Origin of the sequence: Nocardia elegans NBRC 108235 (genome assembly GCF_001612845.1) — a bacterium.
Classification (GTDB): Bacteria; Actinomycetota; Actinomycetes; order Mycobacteriales; family Mycobacteriaceae; genus Nocardia; species Nocardia nova.
Genome location: NZ_BDBF01000076.1, coordinates 1 through 26225 on the forward strand (window position 1 = coordinate 1; position 26225 = coordinate 26225).

Below are 26225 nucleotides of genomic sequence, written 5' to 3' on the forward strand. Positions count from 1 at the left end.
GACCACGATCGGCACGGCCGCGCCGTCGGCCGCCGCGCGCAACAGCCGGTCGCGTGCGGCGCCCGGCGCCACCGCGGCGAGCGCGGGCAGTGCCAGCACCGCCATCGAGGCGTAGGGGCTGCGGGTGAGGGCGCGGCCCATTTCCCGCAGCACCACCGCCACTTCGGCGAATGTCGCGGCGGCACCGTCGAATTCGGCGGCCACCTCGAGCCCCGGCCACCCCGAGGCCGCGATCGGCGTCCAGTCCTGCGGCTCGCCCGGTGCGGTCGCGCCGAGTACGCGCCGTGCCACCGCGCGCAGGTCGTCGTGCAATTCCGCGAAGCCGGTCACCGGCTCCGACAGCTGTCCGGTCATCGCGGCACCGCCGGTTCCCGGGGCAGGCCGAGTCCGCGCTCCCCGATGATGGTGCGCTGGATCTCGCTGGTGCCGCCGGGAATGGTCCACTCCCACGAGCCGAGGAAATCGAGCATCCAGGCCCCCGACTCCCACCCGCTGGATCGCGGTTTGCGCAGCACGGTATGGGCGCTCACGCCGGCCACCTCCGTCCCGAAGTCCGTCATCCGCTGCAGCAGTTCGCTGTAGTACAACTTCACGATCGAGGCGTCGGCCGGGCCGGTCCGCTCGGCCGCGACCAGATCCGCGCACACTCCCCGCAGGCCGTTCAGTTCGGTCTCCAGCTGCGCCACCCGGTCGGCGACCGCTGGATCGTCCAGCGCACACCCGCCGCCGGGGCGCGGTCGCGCGCACAGTTCGACCAGTCGCCGGAAACCGCCGTGCGCCAGCCGTTCCGCCAGCTCGAGCATCGTCAACCCGCGTTCGGCGCCCAGTGTTCGCTGCGCCACCTGCCAGCCCCCATGCTCGGGACCGATGAGATTCGCCGCCGGAATCTCGACGTCGTCGAGGACGATCTCGCAGAAATGCCACTCCCCGGTGGCCTGCCGGATCGGCCGCACGTCCACCCCGGGCGAGCGCATATCGAGCAGGAAGTACGAAATACCGTGCCGCTGCGAAGCTTTCGGGTCGGTGCGTGCCAGTAGCAGGCACCAGTCGGCGAACGCCGCGCCGCTGGCCCAGAGTTTGCGGCCGTTGACCACGTAGCTGTCGCCGCGGCGGCGGGCGGAGGTGCGCAAGGCCGCCATATCCGATCCGGCGTCCGGTTCGGAGAAGCCCTGACACCAGATCTCCCCGTCCAGAATCGCCGGCAGATGCCGCTCGCGTTGCGCGGCGGTACCCGCGGCCAGCAGCGTCGCGGCCGCATGATGGATCGAGACGAACGCCAGCACCAGCCGCGGCGCGTCGTGCGCGGCGAGTTCGGAGTACAGCACCGCCTGCTGTGCGACCGGCATGCCGCCGCCCCACTCACTCGGCCAGTGCGGCACCGCGAAGCCCGCGGCGCGCAGGCGCTGGAACCACTCCTGCTGAAATTCGACGAATTCCGCGTCGGTGGCACCGGTCTGGCGCGCCCGCCAGTCGGGCGGGATATTCGCCGCACACCAGCGCCGCACCTGCTCCCGGAATTCGGCCGGTACATCCATCGGCTACCTCCGGGCCGCCGCGCGCCGCAGCGCCAGCAGCCGTTCACGATGTTCGGGTGAGCACATGGTGACCGATTCGGCGGCGAATCCGGCCTGCATCGCACCGGAGAGCGCCTGCGACAGATACATATTCGCCACGCGCTTGGTGGCTCGCAGCGCCGGCGCCGGTTGCGCGGCGAGCCGCTGTGCCAGCCGCGACGCGTCGTCGAGCAGGTTCTCCGGTTCGGAGACCGAGGTGGCCAGTCCCAGGTCGACGGCGGTCGGGGCGTCGATGCGGTCGCCGGTGTAGAGGTAGACGCGCGAGCGCAGCAGCGGGGTGAGCAGCGGCCAGAAGGCCGCGCCCCCGTCACCGGCGACCAGCCCCACGCTCACATGCGGATCGGCCAGATACGCGCTGCGCGACATCAACACCACATCCGACAGGACGGCCACGCTCGCGCCCAGTCCCATGGCTGGACCGTTGACCGCGGCGATCACCGGCAGCGGGAACCGCAATATCTCCTCGATGATCTGCGCACCTTCGCGCAGGCTTTCCTCCCGCGCCACCGGATCGTCGAGGAAGGAGGTGATCCAGTCCAGATCGCCGCCCGCGCTGAAGGCCCGCCCGGCGCCGGTGACGACGACGACCTTCGCCGCGGTGTCGGCCGCCAGCTGTCGCCAGACATTGGCCAGTGCCCAGTGCAGCGGTTCGTTCACGGCGTTCAACTCGCCGGGACGGTTGATGGTCACCGTCCGGACCGGCCCGCCGCCCGTCACGGTCAGCACGTCGGGCAGGTCGTAGTTCGCGATATCGCGGTTCGGAATATCTTCCGTCACAGGCACTTACCGCACTTTCGCATTCGACGCACTGTTGCACTCACTGCCATGTCGCATCGACTGCCTCCTCGCCGTCGAACGGCCCGGGCAGCCCCCGCGTGCCGAGATGGCGGGTCAGTCGATCGCGTGTGCCGGAACTCGCCCACGGCAGCCGGCGCAACGGCAGGCTGTAGCGCGACAACCACGACAGCGGCGATTCGTCGCAGAAGCCGACGGCCCCGTGCAGCTGGTGGGCGACCCGGAAGACGGTTTCCGCGGCATCGAGCGCGGCCACCCGCGCCGCGAGCGCGTCGCCGAGAGCATCCTCCCCGCCGCACTGGACGCTCCACAAGGCGTATTTCGCGAGGACGTCCACCCCGCTGCGTTCGACCTCGGCGTCGGTGAGCTGAAACTGCACGCCCTGGAATTTCGCGAGTGGCTGTCCGAACTGGGTGCGCATCAGGACGTGGGAGCGGGTGAGATCGAGGGCGCGGTCCAGCATGCCCAGCAGCGTCCAGCAGCTCAGTGTCAGCGCGAGGGCCGCATCCGCGCTGCCGACCGCCCCGACCGAGGTCAGCGCCAAGGGTGTCACGAAGGCGGAGGTGCGTGGCGACGCACCGTCGGGCAGCGCCCGCGCCTGGAAGAGCTTGCCCTCCAACGTGACTGCCGCCCACCGCACCTCCAGCTCGGCGACCGCGCCCCGAGGGCGCGATTCGGTGACCACCACCAGACCGTCGGCGTCGGCGTCGAGCGGCCGTGCCAGCCGTTCGGCCAGCGGATACGGCAGCGCCCAGTAGCCGGCACTGCGGCACAGCGCCCCGGCGGCCTCCAGATCGTCGCGGTCGCGACGCGGATCCAGCTCCCACGCACCGAGTCCGGCCAGCACGGGCGCGACGAGCTGCGCACGACGGAACGGATGGGCCTCGGCGTCCTGGATCAGCCGATCCCCGCCCGCGGCCTCGAAGGCCCGGCTCGCCTCCCTGCCGTAGTCGGCGGCCTCCCGGCTCAGATCGATGTTCACGACGCCCCCAGCAGTGCCCGCGACAACAACAGCCGCTGCATTTCGATACTTCCCGAGGCGATGGTCGCGGCCTGCGAATACCGCCAATGATCGGCGACGGCACGGCGAAACCAGCTCTCGCGCTGCGCATCCGGTGCGGTGTCGAGCTGATCGGCCAATTCGGTGAGGACTTCGGCACTGTCCTGGTCGAGCCGCGTGACCGCGATCCGATAGGCGGCGGCGTCGCCGGGCGCCACTCGGTCCTCGTGCTGCATGGCGACCACCCGGTAGGCCAGCAACCGCGCGCGGCGGCAGTGCACCAGCATGCGCGCCCAGCGCCCACGCAATTCGGCCGGCACCTCCGCCCAGCGATCGCCCAGCACTTCCGGGGCCGCACGCAGCAGTCGCTCACACCGGGCATAGCGGGCGATGCCGACGCGTTCGAAGGCCAGCACCTCCTGCACGACCTTCCAGCCGTCGCCGACCGTGCCGAGCACATCGGCCTCGGTGACCCGCAACTCGTCGAAGAAGACCTCGTTCAGATGATGCGGCCCCACCATGGCCCGGATCGGCCGGACCTGGACCCCCGGCGCGGTCATCGGCACCAGGAAGATAGTCAGCCCCTGCTGTTTGCGTTCACCGGTGGCCGTGCGCGCCAACAGGAAACACCACTGCGCCATGGTGGCGTAGGAGGTCCAGATCTTCTGGCCGCTGATCAGCCAGCCGTCGCCGTCGCGGCGGGCGGTGGTGCGCAGCGAGGCCAGATCCGACCCTGCCTCGGGTTCGCTGAATCCCTGACACCAGATCACCTCGCCGCGCGCTATGGGCGGCAGGTGGGTGCGCTGCTGCTGCGGAGTGCCGTGCCGCATCAGCGCCGGCCCCACCCAGTTGACCCCCATGTACTGGGCGCCGCGCGGCTCGTGATGGGCCCACATCTCCTCGCGGACCACCGTCTGCTCCCACACCGATCCGCCGCGCCCGCCGAATTCCCGGGGCCACGCCGCGCACAGGAGCCCGCGCTCGGCCAGAACTCCGCAGAAACGCTGCGCGACCGCGAGATCTGCCGGGTCGTCGGTGAAGGCGCCCAGGAAATCGGCGGGGACGTGCTGGGACACCAAGCGCCGCAATTCATCTCGCAGCGCGCCGGCGGCCTCCCCCATCGTGAAGTCCATCACCCGACGGTACGTCAATCCTCATAAGGATAGCAATATTTGAATGGTCAGCACCAGCTGGTTAGAATCCGTGCATGGACCAAAGGCAGCCCGCGTGACCACCGCGCGTCGCGGGCGGATTCCGCAGCGCCGCATCGCCGAAACGGTCGCCTCCGAGCTGCGCACCCGCATCCTGTCCGGCGACGACGACTATCGCCTGCCCACCCAGGACCAACTGGTGAAGGAATTCGGCGTCAGCTATCCCTCGATCCGGGAATCGCTGCGCATCCTCGAGACCGAGGGACTGGTCACCGTGCGGCGCGGCAATGTCGGCGGCGCGGAGGTCCACCGGCCCGACGAATCCTCCGCGGCCTATCACCTGGGTCTGGCGCTACAGGGAGCGCGGGTCACCCTCGGCGATCTGGCGGCCGCCTTGCAGATGCTCGAACCGCTGTGCGCCGCCGAATGCGCTCGCCGCCCCGATCGCGCCGAAGTGGTGGTTCCAGCGCTCGAGGCCAATATCCACGCCTGCGAAGAAGTGGTCGGCGACGGCGTCGCCTTCACCCGCACCGCCCGCGAATTCCACGATCTGGTGGTCGCTTTCACCCCGAACGCGACCGTGCGCTGCGTGGTGTCGAGCCTGGTCACCCTGTGGTCGGCACAGGAGCAGGCCTGGGCCGAGACGCTCACCCGGCGCGGTGAGTACCCGTCGAAACCGCAGGCCCACGACGCCGCCCGGGTGCACGCCCGCCTGGTCACCGCGATCGCCGACGGCGACGACGCCGAGGCCGAACGCCTGGCCCGCGCTCACCTGCGGGCAACCCAGTCCGTCGTGCTGGAGCGCTACGACTCCGGCGTGGTGAACGCGTCCTCGGACATGGCACGCCAGGCGATCGCCGCGGGTCCCCGCGCCCGGCTGTAACGCAAGCGAAAGTGCTGCGGCACAGCACATCGCGAATTCAGTCGCGGTAGCGCTGCGCGACCGCCGCGAATTCGTCGAGGGCGCGCAGCGATTCCGATTCCGGCAGGGTCGGCAGTGCCAGGGTCACCCGCTGCACACCGGCCTCGGCATAGGCATCCAGCAATGCGGGATCGGGCGCGACCGGCGTGATCGCGATCGGGATGTCGCTGTCGCCGACGGCGGCCAGTTGGTCCGGCACCTGCGCCGGGTCGGAAACGCCGTTGGGCACCCAGCCGATACCGAGGCGCACCGCACGCCGGGCCGCGACCTCCCCGCCACCGACGAAGATCGGCGGATGCGGACGCTGCACCGGCTTCGGCCAGGCGAAGATCGGATCGAAATCGACGAAGCGGCCGTGGTATTCGGCCAGATCCTGGGTCCAGATCGCCCGGATCGCGGCCAGCTGCTCGTCGAGCAGGGCTCCGCGCGTGCGCGGGTCGGTGCCGTGGTCGGCCATCTCCTCACGATTCCAGCCGACGCCGACGCCGAAGACCACCCGCCCACCGGAGAGGTGGTCGAGGGTGGCCACCTCCTTGGCGGTGTGAATCGGATCGCGCTGGATCAGCAGGGTGACCCCGGTGCCGAGCACCAGGCGCTCGGTCACGACCGCCACCGCGGCGAGCGCCACGAACGGATCGAAGGTGCGGTAGTAGACACGCGGGAGCTCGCCGCCGCCCGGGTACGGCGTTTCCCGGCTCGCCGGAATGTGGGAATGTTCGGCGAGGAACAGCGATTCGAATCCGCGCTCCTCGAGCGCCGGCCCGAGCACCCGGGGACCGATGCCCTCATCGGTCAGGAAGGTGTTGACTCCGATCTTCATACGTGGCCGAACCTCACCCTCGCCGCCGGGTATTCCCCGGCACGGCCGCGCGTTCCGGCCCGGCGACGCGCACCGGCCCGAATTGCCCCTGCGCGCAGCGTGAATGCGAAACAATCGTGCATATCCGACGCGGCTCGGCTGGGCCGCGACCGCCGAGAGGAGCGTGACATGCAACCCGAGGCATCTCCCTACCCGGTCCGCGTGCGCGGCGATCTGGATCCCGCGCTGTCGCGCTGGCAGTGGATCGTCAAGTGGATTCTGGCCATCCCGCACTACATCGTGCTGTTCTTCCTGCATATCGCCTATGCGGTGGTGACGGTCATCGCGTTCTTCGCCATCCTGATCACCGGCCGCTATCCACGCGGACTGTTCGATTTCACCGTCGGTGTCCTGCGCTGGTCGTGGCGCGTGCGGTTCTACGCGCTCTCGGCACTCGGCACCGACCGGTACCCGCCGTTCAGTCTGCGGCCGGACGAGAACTATCCGGCCGACCTCGAGGTCGACTATCCCGAGCGGCTGCACCGGGGTCTGGTCCTGATCAAATGGTGGTTGCTGGCGATCCCCCAGTATCTGATCGTCTGGGCCTTCGTCGGCAGCTCACGGTACTGGGGCAGTGACGACGAGGGGACCGCCGTCATCTGGATTCCGCTGCTCGGCATCCTCGTGCTGATCGCGGCGATCGCGCTGCTGTTCACCGGCCGCTATCCGAACGGCCTGTTCGCCTTCGTACTCGGCATGAATCGGTGGACGCTGCGAGTCCGGGCCTACGTGTCGCTGATGCGTGACGAGTACCCGCCGTTCCGGCTGGACCAGGGGCCGCGCGAACCCGAAAACGCCTCGCGCCCACCCGAATCCGGTCATCCGGTCTGATCACTCCCTGGTCGGCGCCGGCCGCAGCCGCGACGGCCGGGCGCCGGCCGGTGTGTAGCCCTGTACCCGGAGTTGGTCACGCCACCGGCCCGCACGGTCGTCCGCACGCCGAAGCGTGAGACCAGCCGGCCTGTCAAGGGGCCCCTCCCGGCCGCGAGCAGTCCGCGCACGAGCAGCGCCGCCGAAACCCTGCCGAGATTCCACCCGACATCGGGAAACATCGCCGCCGGCAACGGGCCGACCGCGAAATACACCACACCCACAGCGGTCCCGTAGTGCAGAAACGCGATCGCGCCCTGCCGGCATCGCCGCAGGTGACGATCGGTAGCTAGCGCATGCTACGTCAATCCTGTCAATGATAACAACACTTGAATGATAGGAAGTGGAGAACTACGCTCTCCACAAACGAGAAGGTGTCATACATCACTATCGTCTCGCGGCGAGACCCGGTGCCGACACCGAATCGAGTGATTCCTCGTCCCAGAACTTCCCAGAGCACTACGGAGGCTTCGCGGTGACTACACCGGCGCGCTACCTCACCTCGACCGCGGCGAGCGTCGCCGACGGGTGGACCCTCGACCGCATCACCGCACCGAGCAGGTTGTTCGGCGCCAACGGCATTCGCACCGGCGCCGACGGGCGGATCTACGTCGCGCAGGTGGCGGGCAGCCAGATCAGCGCCCTGGACCCGAATTCCGGCGATCTGGAGACCATCAGCGCGATGGGCAGCGATATCGTCGCGCCCGACGACATCGCCTTCGCACCCGACGGTGAGCTCTACATCACCGAGTACTACGACGGCCGCGTCAGCATTCGCGACGGCAAGGGCGAAACCCGGGTGCTGCGTGACGATCTCCCCGGCGCCAACGGCATCACCTTTCACCGGGGCCGGCTGTTCGTCGACGAATGCCGCCCGGGCGGGCGGCTGATGGAAGTGGACCTGGCCGGCGGCGCGCCGCGGGTGCTGCTGGACGGCCTGCCGATGCCGAACGCCCTCGAGGTCGGGCCCGACGGCAAGCTCTACTATCCGCTGCTGGGCAGCAACGAGATCTGGCGCATCGATCCCGACGGCGGCGAACCCGAGCGGGTCGCGGCCGACCTGGGCGGACCGGACGCGGTCAAATTCGACGCCACCGGCTGCATCGTCTCCACCCAGGTCGCCACCGGTGAGGTACTCCGGATCGATCCGCGCAACGGCGAGCGAACCGTCCTGGCGACCGTCGGGCCGGGCCTGGACAATCTGACCTTCGTCGGCGAGCGGCTGTTCGTCTCCAGTTTCACCGGCAAGATCACCGAAATCCTCGCCGGCGGCGCCACCCGCACCGCCCTCGCCGACGGACTGACCTGGCCGCTGGACCTGACTGTCGGCCCGGACGGCACCCTCTTCATCGCGGACGGCACCTTCCTGCTCGCCGTCCCGCCGGGCGGCGAGTTGTACACCGCCGGAATGCTTTTCAGCCCAGGCTACCCGGGCTATATCCGCGGACTCACCGCGACGGGCGGCGGTGAGCTCATCGTCACGGGCAACGGGTCGGTCTCGCGCTATCGCCCGGCCGCCAACGAGAGCGAGGTGCTCGTCGACGGGCTCGACCAGCTCTACGGTGTGGCGGTCGCACCCGACGGCACCGTCGCGGTCGCCGACCGGGGCACCGGCACCGTGCACGCGGTACGCGATGGGCGCACCGAACTGCTGGCGAGCGGACTGCACGATCCGATGGGCGTGGCATTCACCGCCTCCGGCATCTGCCTGGTCGCCGAGGCAGGCGCGGGCCGGGTGGCGGCGATCGACGGTTCGACGGTGGATACGGTGGCCGACGGGCTCGGCCGGCCGCACGGGCTGGCGGTCCACGCCGGTGTCGTGTACATCGTGGACGTCGAGGCCAAGGAATTGATCGGCCTGGATCCGACAACCGAAGCGCGCCAGGTGATCGCGCGGAATCTGCCGGTGGGCGCCCCGCCCGGGGTGACACCCAAACCGTTGAAGGGCCTGCTGCCGTTCTCCGGACCGCAGGGACCGTTCAGCGGTATCGCCGCCGGGCCCGACGGCACGCTCTACCTCTCCGGTGATGCCGAGGGCAGCGTCCTCGCCATCCGGCGCGACGGCCGGTGAGAACGATGACGGTCAACGACTTCTTCGGACTCGACGGCCGGGTCGTCATCGTCTCCGGCGCCAGCGGAGGCGGCATCGGCACGGCGGTCACCCGTCGCATCGCCGAGGCGGGGGCCCGGGTGATCGCGGTGGGCCGCTCCCGCGACAAACTCGACGCCGATATCGCACCGCTTGCGGCACAGGGACTTCCGATCGTGCCGGTGGCCGCCGACGCCGCCACCGACGAGGGCATCGCGACGGTGCTCGATCACGCGCGCGCGGCCGAGGGCGACCTGTACGGCCTGGTCAATATCGCCGGTGGCGCCGCACCCGCGACCTGGATGCCGGCCACCCGGGTCACCCGCGCGGACTGGCGGGCACTGCTCGAATGGAATCTGGAGACGATGTTCTTCTTCAGCCAGGCGGTCGCCGCCGAACTGAGATCGCGGGGGCTGCCGGGATCCATCGTGTCGCTGTCGTCGATCAGCGGGATGAACGCCGCCCCCTTCCACATCGCCTACGGCACCGCGAAGGCCGCACTCGTGGCCGCGACCCGGACCCTGGCCGCCGAACTGGCACTCGACGGAATCCGCGTCAACGCGGTCGCCCCGGGTGTCACCGCGACCCCGGCCTCGGGCACCTACGTGGGCGCCGATCCCGAGCGCGATCGCCGTGCCATCGCCATGGGCCGCCGCGCCCGGCCGGACGAACAGGCCGGGCCGATCCTGTTCCTGCTGTCCGAACTCTCCAGCTACATCACCGGGCAGACGGTGCTGGTCGACGGCGGGCTGAACTTGAAATGGACCCATCTGGGCGCGGACAACACCTCGTTGTTCCTCGAGGACGACGGGTTCCGTGCCGCCATCACACGCTGAGACGCCGTCAGGAGAAGTCATGACCGATACTGCCGACAGCATCACCGAAACGACCGCGACGCCACCGTTGTCGACACCCATGACGATCGGCGTCGAGGCCTACATCGGTCCCGAGTACGCCCGCGCCGAGGGCGACAAGCTGTGGGCGAAGGTGTGGCAGCAGGTGTGCCGCGTCGAGGAACTGCCCCGCGTCGGCGATTTCCTCACCTACGACATCCTCGACGACTCGATCATCGTCGTGCGCACGGCGCGGGATACGTTGCGCGCCTACCACAATGTGTGCGCGCACCGCGGCCGCCGCCTGGTCGACACCCCGCCCGGAGCCCATGACGCACACGGGCGGCGCAAACAGTTCGTCTGCGGATTCCACGGCTGGCGCTACGACCTCGAGGGCCGCAACACCTTCGTGCCCGAACGCGGCGACTGGACCTGCGGACTGACCGAACGCAACGACGGTTTGGCGCCGGTGCGCATCGACACCTGGGGCGGCTGGATCTGGATCAATCTCGATCCCGATTGCGAATCGCTGCGCGACTATCTGGAACCCGCTGCCTCCCTGCTGGATCCGTTCCACCTGGAGAACATGCGGTACCGCTGGCGGCGGTGGCTGACCTTCGACTGCAATTGGAAGGTCGCCTTCGAGGCGTTCATGGAGACCTATCACGTCCCCTACACCCATCCGGAATTCATGAATTTCGGCAATTTCCTCGGCTGGGGCCGCGCCCAGGGCCGGCACAGCAATATCGGCTACGACGCTCCGAAGGGGATGGAGGAGAACCAGGGCAAGCTGCGGATCGGCGCCGGTCCCGATGCCCGGATCTCGACCGCGCAGCTGCAGAATTTCACCTGGGAGAACGCCAACACCAACACCACCGAGACGATGGTGGAGGTCGCGAATCGCCTCGCCGACGAACTCCCCGCCGACACTCCGCCCGACCAGGTGATGCGCTATTGGCTCGACACCTGCCGCAAAGAAGATGCCGAACGCGGCGTGGTGTGGCCGACCGTCGATCCGGAGATCGTCGCGAAAAGCGGCACCGCCTGGCAGATCTTCCCCAATTTCCAGATCGGGCACGCGCTGAACAACATGCTGTGCTACCGATTCCGGCCCTACGGCTACGACCCCGACAAGTGCATCTTCGAGGCCGCGGTCTTCGAATTGTTCCCGCCCGGTGCGGAACCGGAGACCGAGTGGATCTACACCCCGGTCGGCGATCCGGGCTGGCGGACCGTGCTGCCACAGGATTTCGACAATATGGCCGCCGTTCAGCAGGGCATGAAATCCCGCGGCTTCTCCGGTCCGAAACCCAATCCGTACCGCGAGCGCACGATCGTCAACCTGCACCACAACCTCGCGAGGTATATGGGCACCGGCGCGCCGACCGACCTCGAATGACCCGAACTCCCACCCCCACAAGGACTTTCCGATGAAACCCTGCGCCCCCACCCGGACTCCCGAGGTCGACAGAGAGGCCCTGCGGCAGAAGTATCTGGCCGAACGCGACAAGCGGCTACGCCCGGAGGGCCAGCAGCAGTACCTCGAAGCCGCCGGCGAATTCGCGGACTTCTACGAATCCGACCCACACCTGCCGGTCGTTCCGCGCGCCCCGATCGACGCTGATATCGAGGTCGTGATCCTGGGCGGTGGATTCGCCGGACTCATCACCGCCCACCGGTTGCAGCAGGCCGGTGTCACCGACTTCCGGATCGTGGAGCTCGGCGGCGATTTCGGCGGTGTCTGGTACTGGAATCGGTATCCGGGCATCCAGGTCGACTCCGATGCCTACTGCTATCTGCCCCTGCTCGAGGAAACCGGATTCATTCCGAAGGAGAAATTCTCCCACGGCGACGAATGCTACGAGCACGCCCAGCGCATCGGTAAACATTTCGGGCTCTACGACAAAGCGATCTTCCATACGCTGGTGCGCGCATTGGAATGGGACGAGCAGATCGCACGCTGGCGCATCGGCACCAACCGCGGCGACGAGATCCGCGCCCGCTTCCTGATCATGTGCCAGGGACCCTACAACCGGCCGAAACTGCCCGGCATCCCAGGAATCACCGAGTTCGAGGGCCACACCTTCCACACCGCGCGGTGGGACTACGACTACACCGGCGGTGACCTGCACGGCGACCTGGATCGCCTCGGCGACAAGAAGATCGCCGTCATCGGCACCGGCGCCAGCGGGGTGCAGGTCATTCCGCATCTGGCGCGCGGTGCGAAACATCTCACGGTCTTCCAGCGCACGCCGTCCTATATCTTCGAGCGCGACAACCACCCGACCGATCCGGAATGGGTGGCCTCGCTGCAGCCGGGCTGGCGCACCGAACGGCAACGCAATTTCCACAATGCCGCGTTCGCCTTCTACTCCCCCGGCGAACCCGATCTGATCTGCGACGGCTGGACCGAGGTCGCCCGCAATCTGGCGGCGAAACTGAACGAGACCGACGGCTGGGCCGCGCTGGCCGATCCGGCGACGTTCCTCGAGCTCAAGGAAATCGAGGACTACCGCGCCATGGAGCGATTGCGCCGGCGCGTGGAACAGATCGTCACCGATCCCGAGACCGCGGAGAAGTTGAAGCCGTACTACCGCAACATGTGTAAGCGGCCGGTATTCAACGACGAATACCTGCCGACGTTCAACCGGCCCGATGTGACCCTGGTCGACGTCTCCGACACCAAGGGCGTGGAGCGGATCACGCCCAAGGGCGTCATCGCGCACGGCGTCGAATACGAGGTCGACTGCATCGTCTTCGCCAGCGGCTTCGAAATCACCACCGCGCTGGATCGCCAGTTCGACATCGCGCCGTTCGCCGGCCGTAACGGGAAGTCGCTGTACGAGCACTGGGGCAAGGGTTTTCGCACGCTGCACGGAATCATGGCGCACGGATTCCCGAACCATTTCGCGACCGGCTTCATTCAGGGCGGGGTCACCGCGGCCACCACGCTGATGTACGAGCAGCAGGCCGACCACATCGCCTACATCATCGCGCAGGCGCAGGCACGCGGCGCGACCCGCGTGGAGCCGACGGCGGAGGCCGAAGCGGCGTGGGTGCAGACGATTCGAGCCAACACCGTCGACAACAGCGCCTTCGTCATGGAATGCACCCCCGGCTATTACAACAGCGAGGGCGAGCCCAACGGCCGCTCGTTCCTCGGCGACCCGTTCTGGGGTGGTTTCTATGTCCTCGAGGAAATGCTGCAGGCCTGGCGTGACGCCGGCGATATGGACGGCCTCACGCTGACCACCTAGACCCGGAAGATGTTGCGCGAGAGGATATATCGTTGTCCGAACTGAGATTCGACGACCGCGTCGCGGTGGTCACCGGCGCCGGACGCGGTCTGGGCCGGGCGTATGCCCTGCTGCTGGCCGAACGCGGCGCGAAGGTCGTGGTGAACGATTCCGGTGCCAGTATGCGCGGCGACGACGCCGACGCCGGAGTCGCCGCCGAGGTGGTCGCCGAGATCGGCGCCGCGGGCGGCACGGCCGTGGCGTGCACCGCATCGGTCGCCACCCCGGAGGGCGGCCGGGCGATCGTGGACACGGCGCTGGACCGGTTCGGGCGCCTCGACATCCTGATCCACAACGCCGGCACCGTGCGCTACGGATCGCTGACCGAGCTGAGTTACGAGGATTTCGAGGCCGTGGTGGATGTGCATCTGCGCGGGGCCTTCCACACCGTGCGCGCGGCCTTTCCGGTCATGAGCGAGGCCGGTTACGGGCGGGTGGTGCTGACCTCCTCGATCGGCGGCATCTACGGCAATCGGGCGGTCGCCAATTACGCCGTGTCCAAGGCGGGCATGATCGGGCTGTCGAATGTGGTCGCCCTCGAGGGCGCCGAGGTGGGCGTGCGCTGCAACATCATCGTGCCTTCGGCTCTCACCCGGATGGCCGCCGGCATCGACACCTCCGCCTATCCGGATATGCGCCCGGAACTGGTGGCCCCCGCGGTCGCGTATCTCGCGCACGAATCATGTTCTCTCACCGGTGAATTGCTCGTCGCGATCGCGGGCCGGGTGGCGCGGGCCTATATCGCCGAGACGCCGGGGGTGTATCAGCCGTCCTGGACCGTCGACGAGGTCGCCGCACGCATCGACGACATCCGCAACACCGACAACTCGTGGATCCTGCCGCCGCTGAGCGCGCACGCCGACCACATCGGCCGCAGCTTCGCGATGGCGACCGAAGGGAAGCAGCAGTGAAGGTTTACGAACGGATACTCGAACTTTTCGAGGCCGAGGGTATCGACACCATCTTCGGCATTCCGGATCCCAACTTCGTCCATTTGTTCCACCGCGCCGAGGAGCGCGGCTGGAAGGTGGTGGCGCCGCATCACGAGGAATCGGCCGGAATGATGGCCGAGGGCGTCTCGCGGATGACCGGGAAGGCCGCGGTGTGCATCGGCACCCTGGGCCCCGGTATCGCGAATCTGTCCGGTGCCATCATGTGCGCCAAGGTGGAGAATTCGCCGATCATCTTCCTGGGCGGGCAGCGAGCCCGGATCACCGAGCAGCGGGTGCGGCGCGGCCGGATCCAGTTCGTGCAGCAGGCCGGTCTGGTCGAGAATTCCGTGAAGTACAGCGCCAGTATCGAATATGCGGATCAGACCGACGAGATCATCCGCGAGGGGCTGCGCAAAGCGCTGTCGGGAACGCCGGGGCCGGTGTACATCGAATATCCGTCGCATGTGATCGAGGAGGAACTCGATCTGCCGCCGGCGCTGCCACCGCATCGGTACCGCCTGGTCGGACAGACCGCGGGCCAGGACCGCATCGCCGAAGCGGCCGAGCACATCCGGGCCGCGAAGCAGCCGATTCTGCTGATCGGGCACGGCGTGCACACCGCGCGGGCGGCGGAATCGGTGAAGCGACTGGCCGATCTCATGGCCGCCCCGGTGATCCAGACCTCCGGCGGCACCTCCTACATTCCCGGCCTCGAGGATCGCACCTTCCCCTACGGCTTCTCCCCGTCGGCGGTGGAAGCGGTCGTGCAATCCGATCTGTGCCTGGCCATCGGCACCGAACTCGGCGAACCCGTGCACTACGGTCGCGGCCGGCACTGGCAGGCGGGCGAAGCGGACCGGACATGGATGCTGGTGGAACAGGATCCGGCCGCCATCGGGGTGAACCGTCCCATCGACGTGCCGCTGGTCGGCGACCTGCGGGCGGTGGTTCCGCAGCTGGTCGACGCACTGCGCGACACGCCCCGCACTCCGTCCCCGGAGCTGGCGGACTGGATCGAGCGCGACGCCGCCCGGCTGGCCGAACTGGCCGAATCCGCGCCCAGCGGGATGAGCCCGGTCCATCCCGCACGCCTGATCGTCGAGGCGACCAAGGCGTTTCCCGCCGACGGCATCATGGCCCGGGACGGCGGCGCCACCACGATTTTCGGCTGGACGTACTCGCAGGCCAAGCCGCACGACGTCATGTGGAATCAGAACTTCGGACATCTGGGCACCGGGCTGCCGTATGCCATCGGCGCCTCGGTGGCCGACGGCGGCAAGCGGCCGGTCATGCTGATCACCGGCGACTCCTCCTTCCAGTTCCAGATCGCCGAACTGGAAACCGCCGCACGCCTGAATCTGCCGCTGGTCTGTGTGGTCGGCGTCGACTACGCCTGGGGTCTGGAGGTCGGCGTCTACAAACGCACCTTCGGCCACGGGTCGCTCGAAACCGGCGTGCACTGGAGCACCGCGGTCCGGCTGGACAAGGTGGCCGAGGGATTCGGCTGCTACGGCGAATACGTCGAACGCGACGAGGACATCGCACCGGCCGTCAAACGCGCCTTCGCCAGCGGCAAACCGGGGGTCGTGCACGTCGCCGTCGATCCGAAGGCCAATTCCGAGGAGATGCCGAGCTACGACGAATTCCGCACCTGGTACGCCGAAGGGATGCAGTAGACCCGTGCTCGACAAACCAAGCCCCACAGCACATCCGGAGAGAAGGACAGGCGGCTCATGCGCGAATATCTGACGTTCTACATCGGTGGGCAGTGGGTCGAACCGGCGACCGCGCAGACCATCGACGTGATCAACCCGGCGACCGAACAGGTCTGCGGAAAGGTCGCCGCCGGATCGGCCGAGGACGTGGACCGGGCCGTGGCCGCGGCGCGGGCCGCGTTCGAGACCTGGTCGGCGACCACTGTGGCCGACCGCCTCGCCGTGTTACGGGCCGTCGCGGCCGAATATCAGCGCCGCCGTGACGATCTGGCGGCGGCGCTCACCGAGGAGATGGGCGCACCGGCCGCGCTCGCCGGCGGTTTCCAGGTCGATCTGGGCGCCGGACATCTCGATACCGCGATCGCCGCACTCGCCGAGTACAGCTTCGAGCAGCGCCACGGCGCCTCGCTGGTGGTCAAGGAACCGATCGGGGTGTGCGGACTGATCACGCCGTGGAATTGGCCGCTGAATCAGATCGCGGTCAAAGTGTTTCCGGCGCTGGCCACCGGGTGCACCGTCATCTTGAAACCGTCGGAGCAGTCGCCGTTCACCGGGCAGATCTTCGCCGAGATCCTCGACGCGGCCGGGGTGCCCGCCGGGGTGTTCAATCTGGTGCAGGGCGACGGCCCGGGCGTGGGCGTGCCGCTGTCGGGCCATCCCGGTATCGACATGATCTCGTTCACCGGCTCCACCCGTGCCGGTATCGATATCGCCCGCAACGCCGCGCCCACCGTCAAGCGGGTCACCCAGGAACTCGGCGGCAAGAGCCCGAATATCGTGCTCGACGACGCCGACTTCGCCACCAACGTCGCCAAGGGCGTGGTGACGATGATGAACAATTCCGGCCAGACCTGCAGCGCTGGATCGCGGATGCTGGTCCCCGCCGCACGCATGAACGAGGCGATCGACGCCGCACGCGAGGCCGCCGCCGGCATCACCGTCGGCGATCCGACCGGCGAGGTCGCCATGGGCCCGGTGGTGTCCGGCGCCCAGTTCGACAAGATCCAGGCACTGATCCGCAAGGGCATCGAGGAGGGCGCCACCCTGGTCACCGGCGGCACCGGCCGGCCGGACGGGCTGGAGGTCGGCTTCTTTGTCAAGCCAACGGTTTTCGCCGATGTGGGCAACGATATGACGATCGCCCGCGAGGAGATCTTCGGGCCGGTCCTGACCATTCTCGGCTACGACGACCTCGATCACGCGATCGAGATCGCCAACGACACCGAATACGGTCTGGCCGGCTTCGTCGCGGGAGCCGACCTCGAGCAGGCGCGCGCGGTCGCCCGCCGCATCCGCGCCGGATCGGTCGCCATCAACGACGGCTTCGACTTCGCCTGCCCCTTCGGCGGCTACCGCAAGAGCGGCAACGGACGGGAATGGGGCGCATACGGTTTCGAGGAGTACCTCGAGACGAAGGCGATCCTCGGATACGCACCGGAGGAGGGGGCGTGAGAAGATCCGCGCGCCCCGCACCCGGCGCTTCGCGCGCCGGGGCGGCGGTCCGATGACCGCCGTGCCCGCCGCCCCGGAAGCGTGGATCGCTCGCGAAACCATACGGGACCTGCTCACCCGCGTGGCCCGCGGTGAGGACCGGCGCGACGCCGAGTCGATTCGCGCGGCCTTCTGGCCCGATGCGACGGTCGATTTCGGGATATTCGCCGGGTCGTTCGACGACTATCTGGCATGGGTGACCCCGGGCGCGGCGGCGGTCGTTCTCACCCAGCACGTGCTGGGACAAACTCTGGTCGAACTCGACGACACCGTGGCGCGGGCGGAAACGCACGTCACCGCGTATCACCGCGTCGACACCGGTGGGGAACATCGCGATCTGCTGCTGAGCGGCCGCTATCTCGACCGGTTCGAGCGGCGGGCTGCGCACTGGCGCATCGTGCGGCGGGTCATGCTCTACGACTGGACGCAGGATCTCGGCGTCTCGGCCGACTGGTCGCGGGGACTGATGGGCGCGCCGTTCTCGGCCGGCCATTTCACCGGCCGGACGAAATCCGACCACAGCACGGCGTTCTTCGAACGGCGCGTGGAGGAAACGATGGTCTGCGACAGGAAAGACGGCGATGGGTAGCCTGACGGGCCGCGTCGCGGTCGTCACCGGCGCCAGTCGCGGCATCGGCAAGGGGATCGCGCTCGCGCTCGCCGAACAGGGCGCCACGGTGTACGTGACCGGCAGAACCCGCACCCCTGGATCGCATCCGCTTCCCGGCACGGTCGGCGCGACCGCCGCGGCGTGCGACGACCGGGGCGGGACCGGGGTGGCGGTCGCCGTCGACCACGGCGACGACGAACAGGTGGCCGCACTGTTCGCGCGGGTGCGCACGGAACAGGGACGCCTCGACATCCTGGTCAACAATGCCTTCTCGCTGCCGGAGGATCTGACCGATCCGCGGCCGTTCTGGGAGAAGCCGCTGTCGAACTGGGAGATGGTCGACGTCGGGGTGCGCTCGAATTTCGTGGCCGCCCATCACGCCGCCCGGATCATGGCTGCACAGCAATCGGGGCTGATCGTGGCGATCTCCGGATATACCGGCGTCGCCTACACCTACGGTGTCGTCTTCGGCACCGCCAAATCCGCGGTCGACCGGATGGCTCGCGATATGGCCGTCGAGTTGAAACCCGTGGGGGTCACCTCGATTTCGCTCTGGCAGGGATTGACCCTCACCGAGCGCGCCGAACGCAATCTGGCCACTGTCGACGGCCTGAGCGAGCAACCGTCGACGCGGCCACAGGATGCGTGCACGCCCGAGTTCCCCGGCCGGGTCATCGCGCGACTCGCCACCGACCCGGATCTGCTGTCGCTGACCGGCGGCACATACATCACCGCCGAATTGGCGCGACGCTACGGCGTCACCGACGTCGGCGGAGCCACCGTCCCATCCCTGCGGACCACCCGCGGGGCCCCCATCTGGGCGGCGATATGAGCATCGCCGCGACACCGCTTCGCCTCCGAGGACTCGCACGATGACCGCCACCGACCGCCAGGATCGCCTCGCCCACCTGCTCGACCGGCAGGACATTCTCGACTGCCTGACCCGGTTCAGCCGCGGCATGGACCGCTTCGACCGCGCGCTGTTCCTGTCCGCCTTCCACGACGACGCCACCATCGCGGCCGGTGATTTCGTGGGTGGCCCCGCCGAACTCTACGACTGGGCGCGCGCCATGCATGAGCAGGGACAGTCGGCCACCCAGCACAATCTGCTCAATCACACCTGCGATCTCGAGGCCGATACCGCGCACACCGAAACCTATTACCTGTTCGCCGCCCGCAATCGTGACGACAGCAACTGGCTGGCCGGCGGACGCTATCTGGACCGTCTCGAGCGGCGCGCCGGGCAATGGCGAATCACGCTGCGCACCAACGTCATCGAATGGTCCGGCCTGGTCCCGACCATGCCGATTCCGTTCGCCGACGTCCCCGGCGTCCACCTCAACGGCGTGCCGTCGCGCAGCACCACGGATCCCTCGTACCAGCGGCCGCTGATCAACAAGCGGCGCCGCAGCATTCCCGGCTGACCCCAGCCGCGCAGCATCGACAGACAGGAGCATCGGATGCCGGCGATCACCACCACCAAACTCAGCGAAACGGTCGGCGTGCGGGTCGACGATGTCGACCTCGACCGGCTGCGCAGCGACGACGACCTGCCACAGGCGTGCCTGGCCGCGCTCGAGGAACACGGCGTGCTGCTGTTCCCGCGGTTGCACGCCGACGACGAGACGCAGGCCGCGTTCTGCCGCAAACTCGGTGAGCTGGTGCAGTTTCCGCTGTACCCGAATCCGGATGTGATGGAGATCAGCTTCGATCCGGACAACCCCAACGTGGAGTACTTCGCCAGCAACGACTACTGGCATCTGGACGGTTTCATGGACGAGGTGCCGGCGAAGGCATCCATCATGAGCGCTCACGTGGTGACCGAGACGGGAGGTGAAACCGCGTTCGCGAGCACGTACGTCGCCTACGACCAATTGTCCGAGGAGGAGAAGCGGCGGTTCGAAGGGTTGCGGGTGTGGCACAGCTTCGAGGCCATTCAGCGGCTGACGTATGCGGACCCGACACCGGAACAGCTCGAGGAGTGGGCGCGTCGCGGCGGACGGGAACATCCGCTGGTGTGGACGCACGAATCCGGCCGCCGCTCACTGGTTTTCGGCGCCTCGGCGGATCATGTGGTCGGCATGGACCAGGACGAGGGCCGCGTTCTGCTCGACGATCTGCTGGCGCGCGCGACCGCCCCGGACCGGGTGCTGACCCATCGGTGGTCGGTGGGTGACATGGTGATCTGGGACAACACCGGTCTGGTGCATCGGGCCTGCCCGTTCGATCGATCGCAGCCGCGACGCATGCACCGCTCCACCCTGGTCGGGCAGGAGTCGATCAAATGAGCGGCCGCACAGCGATCGTGACGGGCGGCGCATCCGGAATCGGCGGCGCGATCGCGCGCCGGTTGGCCGCCGACGGCTCGCCGGTGGCGGTGTTCGACGTGGACGGCGCGGCGGCCGATCTCGCGGCGCGGGAGATCGGCGAGGCCGGCGGTAAGGCGATCGGGGTGGCCGTGGACGTATCCGACCGCGCCGCCATCGACATCGGAGTGCAGCGGGTGCGGGCCGAGCTGGGACGGCCCTCGATTCTGGTCAACAGTGCCGGAATCACCACGTCCGGGCCGTTTCTCGACATCACCGCACAGCAGTGGGCGCGGGTGCTGGCGGTCAACCTCACCGGCACGTTCGACTGCTGCCAGGCCGTGCTGCCCGATATGGTCGAGCAGGGCTGGGGACGCATCGTCAACATCTCCTCGTCGAGTGTGCACAGCGGCGCGGCGGGGATGGCCGCGTATGTGTCCTCGAAGTCCGGCGTGCTGGGGTTGACGAAGGTGCTCGCGCTGGAGTTCGCGCGAAAAGGCATCACTGTCAACACGATTCCGCCCGGGTTCATCGATACGCCGATGATGCGAGCCACCGCCGAGCGCGGCTTCATCGATGTCGGGAAGCAGATCGACGCGACTCCCGTCGGGCGGATCGGGCTGCCGGAGGATATCGCGGCCGCCTGCGCATTCCTGGTGAGCGAGGAGGCCGGCTACATCACCGGCCAGGTGATCGGCGTGAACGGCGGACGCAACACCTGAGGCGGGTCGCGGCGGGGCCGGGTCTGCCGTCCGGCCTCACCACCGGGACCGGCCCCGCCTCCGGCAGGACGCCGGGTTACCGATGCCGCGGCAGATAGGGCTTCAGATCGTCCTCGGGTTCGACGCCGAAGGACCGCAAGGCCATGGCGAGCATATCGTAGGTGCCGACGGTGAAAACGATATCCATGAGTTGATTCGGCTCGAATTCGGCGGCCAGAATCTCCCACGTCGCGGCGCCGACCACACCGTCGGACAGTAATTCGTCGGTGGCGACGAGCAACGCCTTCTCGGCCGTCGCCCATTCATCGTCCGGCTCCCCAGCCGCGACCCTTTCTATTTCCGCTTTCGGCATTCCCGCTATTTCGGCGAGAATCGCATGCTGGGCCCATTCGTAATCACAATTCCGGACGGCGGCGACGCGCAGGATCAGCAGTTCGCGCTGCCGGTCGTCGAGTGTGGATCCGTACAGCAGGTGGCCGTTGAAGCTCAGGAATGCCTTGGCCAGCGCGGGATATCGCGCGAGCGTACCGAGCAGGTTGGCGCCGGCGGGGTGGGTGTCGGCCGGGGTGTCACCGAGCACGGAGGAACGAAATTCTCCGATGAAGCCGACCAGTTCCGGCGACCACTCCGACTTTTCCGCGGGCGATATGCGAGCCACGACCGACTCCTTCCGGCCGGCGCGCATACGACCCGGCCATGAATATTCGGGCCGCACCTGGCCGCCCTGAATCCGCATTCCACCGGCGAATACCGGCTTCGGAAAATGCTATCAAAACCATCATTGTTTCGCGACGGTGTTCCGTGCGGATCATGCCGCCGCCGTCTACAATTCGGTCCGAATTCCGACCCGATCGCAGTGGGAGCGAACGTGCTGGGAGACGAGCCCGTCTCGGCCGCGTACGCGGCCAACGCCGAGTTCTGGATTCGCATCGTGCGCGAAGACCTCGACCCGTACCGCAGCGGCCTCACCGACCCGGCGCTGCTCGCGCTCGTCGGCGAGTGCACCGGCCTGCACATCCTGGACGCCGGATGCGGTGAAGGGTATCTGACCCGCGAATTGATCACGCGCGGTGCGGGTTTCGTACACGGCGTCGACACCTGCGCGGAATTCGTCGCGGCCGCCGCGAGCCATCCGGCGCACGATCCGTCGCGCGCGCGATTCCGGCTTGCCGACGTGGCCGCACTGCCGCTGGCCGACGACAGTGTCGACCTGGTGGTGGTCAACCGCCTCCCGCACGGACTGTTCGAGCCGGGGCGGCGCTTCACCGAATTCGCCCGGGTCCTGCGTCCGTCGGGACGGCTGGTGATGCTGATGATGCATCCCTGCTTCTATGTCGCGCGCGGCGAACGCACAAGCGCCGGAACAGGTTTCACGGTCGACGACTATTTCGGCGGGCGCACGGTGCGACAGCGGTTCGACGTCGCGGGGACCAACTCCCCCGCAGCATCGGTTCAAGCGCTGTACTCACTGGAAGCGACGATCGGAATGCTCACCACCGCCGGATTCGCGATCACCACCCTGCGCGAACCCCGGCCCTCCGATCGGCAGCGGCGCGAAAACCCTTGGTGGGACGAACATTTCACTCGTCCGCTGTTCCTGCTGCTCGAGTGCGCGCTGCTGTAGACGCGGCCGATAGCGCACGGGCTACTGCTCGTCCCGACGGTGGAGCGTCAGCAGGAGATGATCGAGACGGGTCCGCGTCGGCGCGGGCACCGGGGGCATGCTGTCCAGATCGTCGACGAGGTGCGCGGCCAATTCCTGCAATTTGATGTTGGTTTCCTGGGATCGCCATGCCAGCACCCGGAACGCCTGCTCCGCCGAGATCCGGTAGACGAACATCAGTATTCCCTTGGCCTGTTCGATCGCCGCCCGGCGCTCGATCACGGCGGGCAACTCCTCCTCGAGCAGTAGCCGGCGCTCCCGGTCGACCGATTCGGTGAGGTCGACGTAATAGCCCTGCGTGCCGATCGCCTGACCCGACGCATCGAGCGTCGGCTCCGACACCACCAGCACGTCGCGGACCGTGCCGCCGGTGTCGACGATGCGGTGCCTGCTGGAGAACGGTGCGTGGTCCTCCACCGAGGTAACGATGGTGGCCTCGACCCGGTCTCGGTCGTCGGGATGCTTGTGCGCGAGCAGCAGCTCGGTGGTCGGCTCGACCTGCCCCGGGGCGTAACCGTGCATGCGGGCCACCTCGTCCGACCACTCCCACCGTTGTTCGGCGAACCAGAATCGGAACCGGCCGACGCCTTGCGGATCACCGGCGCCCACCACCCGCTCGACGCCGTCATCCTGCCCGCCGCCAACCATGGTCGCAGCCTACTCCCCCGCTCGGCAGGACCTCTCACCTGCGCCGATGCTCCGCCGACGGCGCCGACGGGGCGGCCGTGCCGAGGCGATGCGCGGCGGCATCCGATCCGTAGCCCAACCGATACCGGATCCTTTCCGGTTCTCGACCGATGAAACCGGAGGGTCCGTAGGATCGGTTCGGTACGCGAACGGCGCGCATCCGCCCGCCCCCCAGCGTTCGATTGTGCACCACGTAGATGCGTTGCGCGCCAACCTGTTTCGAAACTCCGGCGCAGGCCGAGGCGAACGATAGCCGAATGCGAACATCCGTGCGCAGGCACAGCACCGATGAGCTTGCGTGATCGAGGTGCTCGCTCCATGTCGTCGCATACGACGGAAACGGAGTGGCCCGAATGACACATCCCGCACGAACCCACCGGACCGGAGGCGCCCGGTCGCGTAGCGACAGCTACGACAACATCGAACCGTGGTTCGACAAACTCGCCGACCTCGACGCCACCGACCCGCACCGGCGGGCGCTGCGCGAACACATCATCGAATTGTGTTTGCCCCTGGCCGAGCACATCGCACGCCGCTACCTCAACCGCGGCGAGGCCTACGACGATCTGCTGCAGACCGCCCGCATGGGCCTGGTACTCGCGGTGGACCGCTTCGACCCGGGCCGTGGCGCGCCGTTCCTCGGCTTCGCCGTTCCCACGATCATGGGCGAGGTGCGCAAACACTTCCGCGACCACACCTGGGCGGCCCGCGTACCCCGCCGCTACAAGGAACTGCGCCACCGGATCGTCAAGGCCGGCGATCCTCTCACGCAGCGCCTGGGCCGGGCGCCCAACGCCCGGGAGCTGGCCGCCGAGCTGGATGTCGACATCATCGACATCACCCAGGCGCTGGTCGCCGCCAACGTCTACCAGTGCGATTCCCTCGACGCCGCGCGCACCGAACGCGACGACACGCCGTCTACGGCGGCCGTCGCGCTCGGTGTAGACGAGCCCTGCTACGAGCTGCTCGAACAGGCCGCCGCGGTCCGGCCGCTCATCGCCGATCTGCCCCAGCGCGACCGCGACATCCTCGTCCTGCGATTCTTCGAATCGAAAACGCAATCGGAGATCGCCGAGCATTTCGGGGTGTCACAGATGCACGTGTCACGACTGCTGACCCGCATTCTGGACACGCTGCGCGACGGGGTGTGGCGCACACCCGAGGACGCGGTCGCACAGCCGTAGCGCGGCGAATCGGCCGGTGCCGGCTATCCGCCGCGCTTCTCCGAGGCGACGAACAACAGCCCGCCGATCATCGCCATATTCTTGTGGAACTGCACCTGTTGCGGCTTGCGCGCCGCGGGGTCGTCGAGCGCCCAGAACGCGTGTCCCGCTATGGTTGTCGGCACCATCGAGGCGACCAGCGCCAGCGCCGACAGCCGCGGTAATCTGCCCAGCGCCAGCAATACGCCGGCGGCCACCTGGACGCCCGCGTTGACCTGCACCAGCAGCTTGTCGTCCTCGGGCAGCGGTACGACCGTACGCACCGCCGCGAGGGTCGGCGCCGCCGCCTCCGGCCGGGCGCCGGGCTCGCGCAACGCGTCCGCGCCGAGTACCGCGTAGGTGGAGCCCATCAGTACGCGCGCCGCCGCACGCATCGGGTCGAAGGGCATATCAACTCCATTCCGGGAGGGAGCGAGGTAGTTGCCGTCGTGACGGCGACTACCCCGCTCGCCGATCTCCATACGGACGTCGTGCCGAATGGGCGCGGTCGCCGCACGCTGACGGCCGAGGTCACCAGCAACCCCGCTGCCCCCAGACCCAGAACGGTGACGATCGCCCCCATCACCACATTGGTCCAGAGCACGCCCGTGGGGCCGCTCACCCACGCCCCAGGGGCTGATGATCTGCCAGACGCCGATCGGGATCAGGACCCAGCTCAGCCCACAGCCGTGCGTCGGCATCGCGGTGATCACCAGGCCGATCACGGCCACGGCGATACCGAGGATCAGATTCTGCATGACCAACTTCGTTCGGTGCCGTCCGATCGGCCGGCACTGTCGGGGCTACCCGGTGTCGCCGCGATGAACCTGGGCGGGGAAGCGGGATCAGGATGTGCGGTCCGGGCGATCCGTTCGGATGGCGGCCGACGCGGCGGCGCGGGAACGGACGCCGAGTTTGGTGCGCGCGTTCGCGATGTGCCGGTGCACGGTGTGCGGACTGAGGGTCAGCCGCTCGCCGATCTGCGCGTCGGTGAGCCCCTCGGCGACCAGGCGCAGAATTTCGCGCTCGCGCTCGGTCACCGCCTCGGGCCCCGGCGGTGCCGGCTCGGCCCGCACCGGATATCCCAGCCCGCGCAGAATCGCGTCGGCGACCGAGGTCGCATCACCGCGCCACGGGAAATGGTCCTCGCCGTACAGTTCCACGAAGGTCGCGCGGGGCACCCGGCGGGCGACGTCGAGGCCGAGCGCGAAAGGCACCGCGCGATCGTCCCTGCGATGCAGCACGGTGGTCGGGACGGTGACGGCCGCCAGGTACTCGGTGGCGTCGAGTTCGTATGTGGCGGCCAAGGATCGGGCGGCCTGTTCCGCCGTCGCGGACAGCCGCTGGAATCGGGCGAACCGTTCGCGTTCGGCGCTGTCGGCGCCGGGCACGAACACATCGGCCAGCAATCGGGAACCCAACCCCCAGTGCGCGGAGATCGCGTCCACCAGCGCTCGGCGCGCCCCGTCCGGTGCGATGTCCACGCCCCGGGCGAACGAACCGTACAG

At 68.3% G+C, this 26225-nt stretch carries 26 protein-coding genes; 16 read left to right on the top strand and 10 right to left on the bottom strand.

Translation table 11 applies throughout. From position 1 onward, the window contains the following. From NE2_RS32560 to NE2_RS32580, 5 genes are all read right to left on the bottom strand, one after another. On the bottom strand, positions 1 to 354 hold a 354-nt coding region (locus tag NE2_RS32560), incomplete at its 3' end, for an acyl-CoA dehydrogenase family protein (RefSeq protein WP_174554008.1). Continuing rightward, positions 351 to 1535 (bottom strand): acyl-CoA dehydrogenase family protein, encoded by a 1185-nt coding sequence (locus NE2_RS32565; RefSeq protein ID WP_063032348.1) that lies wholly within the window; start codon positions 1533 to 1535, stop codon positions 351 to 353. The genes NE2_RS32565 and NE2_RS32560, both read right to left, overlap by 4 nt. A 3-nt stretch (positions 1536 to 1538) precedes the next feature. Next, positions 1539 to 2357 carry an enoyl-CoA hydratase/isomerase family protein gene (locus tag NE2_RS32570; RefSeq protein WP_233429955.1) on the bottom strand — a complete coding sequence of 273 codons (819 nt, stop codon included), beginning with the start codon at positions 2355 to 2357 and terminating at the stop codon, positions 1539 to 1541. Positions 2358 to 2391: 34 nt separating this feature from the next. Beyond that, positions 2392 to 3351, bottom strand: coding sequence for an acyl-CoA dehydrogenase family protein (locus tag NE2_RS32575; protein WP_063032350.1), 960 nt, complete (start codon positions 3349 to 3351; stop codon positions 2392 to 2394). Next, entirely contained in the window at positions 3348 to 4502 is a 1155-nt protein-coding gene (locus NE2_RS32580) for an acyl-CoA dehydrogenase family protein (RefSeq protein WP_063032352.1), read from the bottom strand. Before NE2_RS32580 ends, NE2_RS32575 begins: the two co-directional genes overlap by 4 nt. A gap of 94 nt (positions 4503 to 4596) precedes the next feature. On the opposite strand from NE2_RS32580, the gene NE2_RS32585 reads away from it, so the two are divergent. Beyond that, positions 4597 to 5403, top strand: coding sequence for a FadR/GntR family transcriptional regulator (locus NE2_RS32585; protein ID WP_063032354.1), 807 nt, complete (start codon positions 4597 to 4599; stop codon positions 5401 to 5403). A 37-nt stretch (positions 5404 to 5440) separates the two neighbouring features. On the opposite strand, the gene NE2_RS32590 is transcribed toward NE2_RS32585, so the two are convergent. Then, a complete protein-coding gene (locus NE2_RS32590; protein WP_063032356.1) occupies positions 5441 to 6262 on the bottom strand; it encodes an LLM class F420-dependent oxidoreductase in 822 nt (273 codons plus the stop codon). Positions 6263 to 6430: 168 nt separating this feature from the next. On the opposite strand from NE2_RS32590, the gene NE2_RS32595 reads away from it, so the two are divergent. The 13 genes from NE2_RS32595 to NE2_RS32655 all read left to right on the top strand — a co-directional run bounded on the left by NE2_RS32595 (position 6431) and on the right by NE2_RS32655 (position 21165). After that, positions 6431 to 7132: a DUF4389 domain-containing protein gene (locus NE2_RS32595; protein WP_063032358.1), complete on the top strand. Its 702-nt coding sequence runs from the start codon at positions 6431 to 6433 to the stop codon at positions 7130 to 7132. A 514-nt stretch (positions 7133 to 7646) separates the two neighbouring features. Continuing rightward, positions 7647 to 9242, top strand: a complete 1596-nt coding sequence (locus NE2_RS32600; RefSeq protein ID WP_063032390.1) for an SMP-30/gluconolactonase/LRE family protein — start codon at positions 7647 to 7649, stop codon at positions 9240 to 9242. A gap of 5 nt (positions 9243 to 9247) precedes the next feature. Continuing rightward, positions 9248 to 10096: an SDR family NAD(P)-dependent oxidoreductase gene (locus NE2_RS32605; protein ID WP_063032360.1), complete on the top strand. Its 849-nt coding sequence runs from the start codon at positions 9248 to 9250 to the stop codon at positions 10094 to 10096. 19 nt (positions 10097 to 10115) lie between these two features. Continuing rightward, positions 10116 to 11492: an aromatic ring-hydroxylating oxygenase subunit alpha gene (locus NE2_RS32610; protein ID WP_063032362.1), complete on the top strand. Its 1377-nt coding sequence runs from the start codon at positions 10116 to 10118 to the stop codon at positions 11490 to 11492. A 31-nt stretch (positions 11493 to 11523) separates the two neighbouring features. After that, positions 11524 to 13350, top strand: coding sequence for a flavin-containing monooxygenase (locus NE2_RS32615; RefSeq protein WP_063032364.1), 1827 nt, complete (start codon positions 11524 to 11526; stop codon positions 13348 to 13350). Between the two features lie 32 nt (positions 13351 to 13382). Beyond that, a complete protein-coding gene (locus NE2_RS32620; protein WP_063032366.1) occupies positions 13383 to 14300 on the top strand; it encodes an SDR family NAD(P)-dependent oxidoreductase in 918 nt (305 codons plus the stop codon). Then, on the top strand, positions 14297 to 15997 hold the full coding sequence (locus tag NE2_RS32625; protein ID WP_063032368.1) for a thiamine pyrophosphate-binding protein: 1701 nt from the start codon (positions 14297 to 14299) through the stop codon (positions 15995 to 15997). The genes NE2_RS32620 and NE2_RS32625 overlap by 4 nt, the downstream gene beginning before the upstream one ends. Positions 15998 to 16054: 57 nt before the next feature. Further along, a complete protein-coding gene (locus tag NE2_RS32630) occupies positions 16055 to 17488 on the top strand; it encodes an aldehyde dehydrogenase family protein (RefSeq protein WP_063032370.1) in 1434 nt (477 codons plus the stop codon). Between the two features lie 52 nt (positions 17489 to 17540). Then, the gene (locus NE2_RS32635) at positions 17541 to 18116 is read left to right on the top strand and encodes a nuclear transport factor 2 family protein (RefSeq protein WP_063032372.1); all 576 of its coding nucleotides are present in this window, start codon (positions 17541 to 17543) and stop codon (positions 18114 to 18116) included. After that, the gene (locus NE2_RS32640) at positions 18109 to 18969 is read left to right on the top strand and encodes an SDR family NAD(P)-dependent oxidoreductase (protein WP_063032374.1); all 861 of its coding nucleotides are present in this window, start codon (positions 18109 to 18111) and stop codon (positions 18967 to 18969) included. The genes NE2_RS32635 and NE2_RS32640 overlap by 8 nt, the downstream gene beginning before the upstream one ends. 40 nt (positions 18970 to 19009) lie before the next feature. Continuing rightward, the gene (locus NE2_RS32645) at positions 19010 to 19561 is read left to right on the top strand and encodes a nuclear transport factor 2 family protein (RefSeq protein WP_063032376.1); all 552 of its coding nucleotides are present in this window, start codon (positions 19010 to 19012) and stop codon (positions 19559 to 19561) included. 36 nt (positions 19562 to 19597) lie between these two features. Continuing rightward, positions 19598 to 20425, top strand: coding sequence for a TauD/TfdA dioxygenase family protein (locus tag NE2_RS32650; protein WP_063032378.1), 828 nt, complete (start codon positions 19598 to 19600; stop codon positions 20423 to 20425). Further along, entirely contained in the window at positions 20422 to 21165 is a 744-nt protein-coding gene (locus NE2_RS32655; RefSeq protein ID WP_063032380.1) for an SDR family NAD(P)-dependent oxidoreductase, read from the top strand. The genes NE2_RS32650 and NE2_RS32655 overlap by 4 nt, the downstream gene beginning before the upstream one ends. A gap of 76 nt (positions 21166 to 21241) precedes the next feature. Here the strand turns inward: NE2_RS32655 and NE2_RS32660 are convergent, their stop codons facing one another. Further along, on the bottom strand, positions 21242 to 21823 hold the full coding sequence (locus tag NE2_RS32660) for a carboxymuconolactone decarboxylase family protein (RefSeq protein ID WP_063032392.1): 582 nt from the start codon (positions 21821 to 21823) through the stop codon (positions 21242 to 21244). Between the two features lie 210 nt (positions 21824 to 22033). On the opposite strand from NE2_RS32660, the gene NE2_RS32665 reads away from it, so the two are divergent. After that, the gene (locus NE2_RS32665; protein WP_167356815.1) at positions 22034 to 22789 is read left to right on the top strand and encodes a class I SAM-dependent methyltransferase; all 756 of its coding nucleotides are present in this window, start codon (positions 22034 to 22036) and stop codon (positions 22787 to 22789) included. A gap of 21 nt (positions 22790 to 22810) precedes the next feature. Here NE2_RS32665 and NE2_RS32670 read toward each other — a convergent pair whose 3' ends face one another. After that, positions 22811 to 23476, bottom strand: coding sequence for a PAS and ANTAR domain-containing protein (locus NE2_RS32670; protein ID WP_063032384.1), 666 nt, complete (start codon positions 23474 to 23476; stop codon positions 22811 to 22813). Between the two features lie 392 nt (positions 23477 to 23868). Here NE2_RS32670 and NE2_RS32680 point away from each other — a divergent pair, with 392 nt between their 5' ends. Continuing rightward, complete coding sequence (locus tag NE2_RS32680; protein WP_051756855.1) at positions 23869 to 24699, top strand: RNA polymerase sigma factor SigF; 831 nt, start codon at positions 23869 to 23871, stop codon at positions 24697 to 24699. 23 nt (positions 24700 to 24722) lie between these two features. Here the strand turns inward: NE2_RS32680 and NE2_RS37385 are convergent, their stop codons facing one another. After that, entirely contained in the window at positions 24723 to 25475 is a 753-nt protein-coding gene (locus NE2_RS37385; protein WP_233429956.1) for a DoxX family protein, read from the bottom strand. A gap of 87 nt (positions 25476 to 25562) precedes the next feature. After that, positions 25563 to 26225 (bottom strand): LuxR C-terminal-related transcriptional regulator (locus NE2_RS32690; protein WP_218018713.1); only part of this gene is annotated, 663 nt, incomplete at its 5' end.

Bases quoted from the DNA above. Each gene is read 5' to 3' on its own strand.
- NE2_RS32565 (WP_063032348.1), bottom strand. From the start codon at position 1,535: ATGGATGTACCGGCCGAATTCCGGGAGCAGGTGCGGCGCTGGTGTGCG.
- NE2_RS32580 (WP_063032352.1), bottom strand. From the start codon at position 4,502: ATGGACTTCACGATGGGGGAGGCCGCCGGCGCGCTGCGAGATGAATTG.
- NE2_RS32590 (WP_063032356.1), bottom strand. From the start codon at position 6,262: ATGAAGATCGGAGTCAACACCTTCCTGACCGATGAGGGCATCGGTCCC.
- NE2_RS32595 (WP_063032358.1), top strand. From the start codon at position 6,431: ATGCAACCCGAGGCATCTCCCTACCCGGTCCGCGTGCGCGGCGATCTG.
- NE2_RS32605 (WP_063032360.1), top strand. From the start codon at position 9,248: ATGACGGTCAACGACTTCTTCGGACTCGACGGCCGGGTCGTCATCGTC.
- NE2_RS32610 (WP_063032362.1), top strand. From the start codon at position 10,116: ATGACCGATACTGCCGACAGCATCACCGAAACGACCGCGACGCCACCG.
- NE2_RS32615 (WP_063032364.1), top strand. From the start codon at position 11,524: ATGAAACCCTGCGCCCCCACCCGGACTCCCGAGGTCGACAGAGAGGCC.
- NE2_RS32630 (WP_063032370.1), top strand. From the start codon at position 16,055: ATGCGCGAATATCTGACGTTCTACATCGGTGGGCAGTGGGTCGAACCG.
- NE2_RS32635 (WP_063032372.1), top strand. From the start codon at position 17,541: ATGACCGCCGTGCCCGCCGCCCCGGAAGCGTGGATCGCTCGCGAAACC.
- NE2_RS32640 (WP_063032374.1), top strand. From the start codon at position 18,109: ATGGGTAGCCTGACGGGCCGCGTCGCGGTCGTCACCGGCGCCAGTCGC.
- NE2_RS32645 (WP_063032376.1), top strand. From the start codon at position 19,010: ATGACCGCCACCGACCGCCAGGATCGCCTCGCCCACCTGCTCGACCGG.
- NE2_RS32650 (WP_063032378.1), top strand. From the start codon at position 19,598: ATGCCGGCGATCACCACCACCAAACTCAGCGAAACGGTCGGCGTGCGG.
- NE2_RS32655 (WP_063032380.1), top strand. From the start codon at position 20,422: ATGAGCGGCCGCACAGCGATCGTGACGGGCGGCGCATCCGGAATCGGC.
- NE2_RS32670 (WP_063032384.1), bottom strand. From the start codon at position 23,476: ATGGTTGGCGGCGGGCAGGATGACGGCGTCGAGCGGGTGGTGGGCGCC.
- NE2_RS32680 (WP_051756855.1), top strand. From the start codon at position 23,869: ATGACACATCCCGCACGAACCCACCGGACCGGAGGCGCCCGGTCGCGT.
- NE2_RS37385 (WP_233429956.1), bottom strand. From the start codon at position 25,475: ATGCAGAATCTGATCCTCGGTATCGCCGTGGCCGTGATCGGCCTGGTG.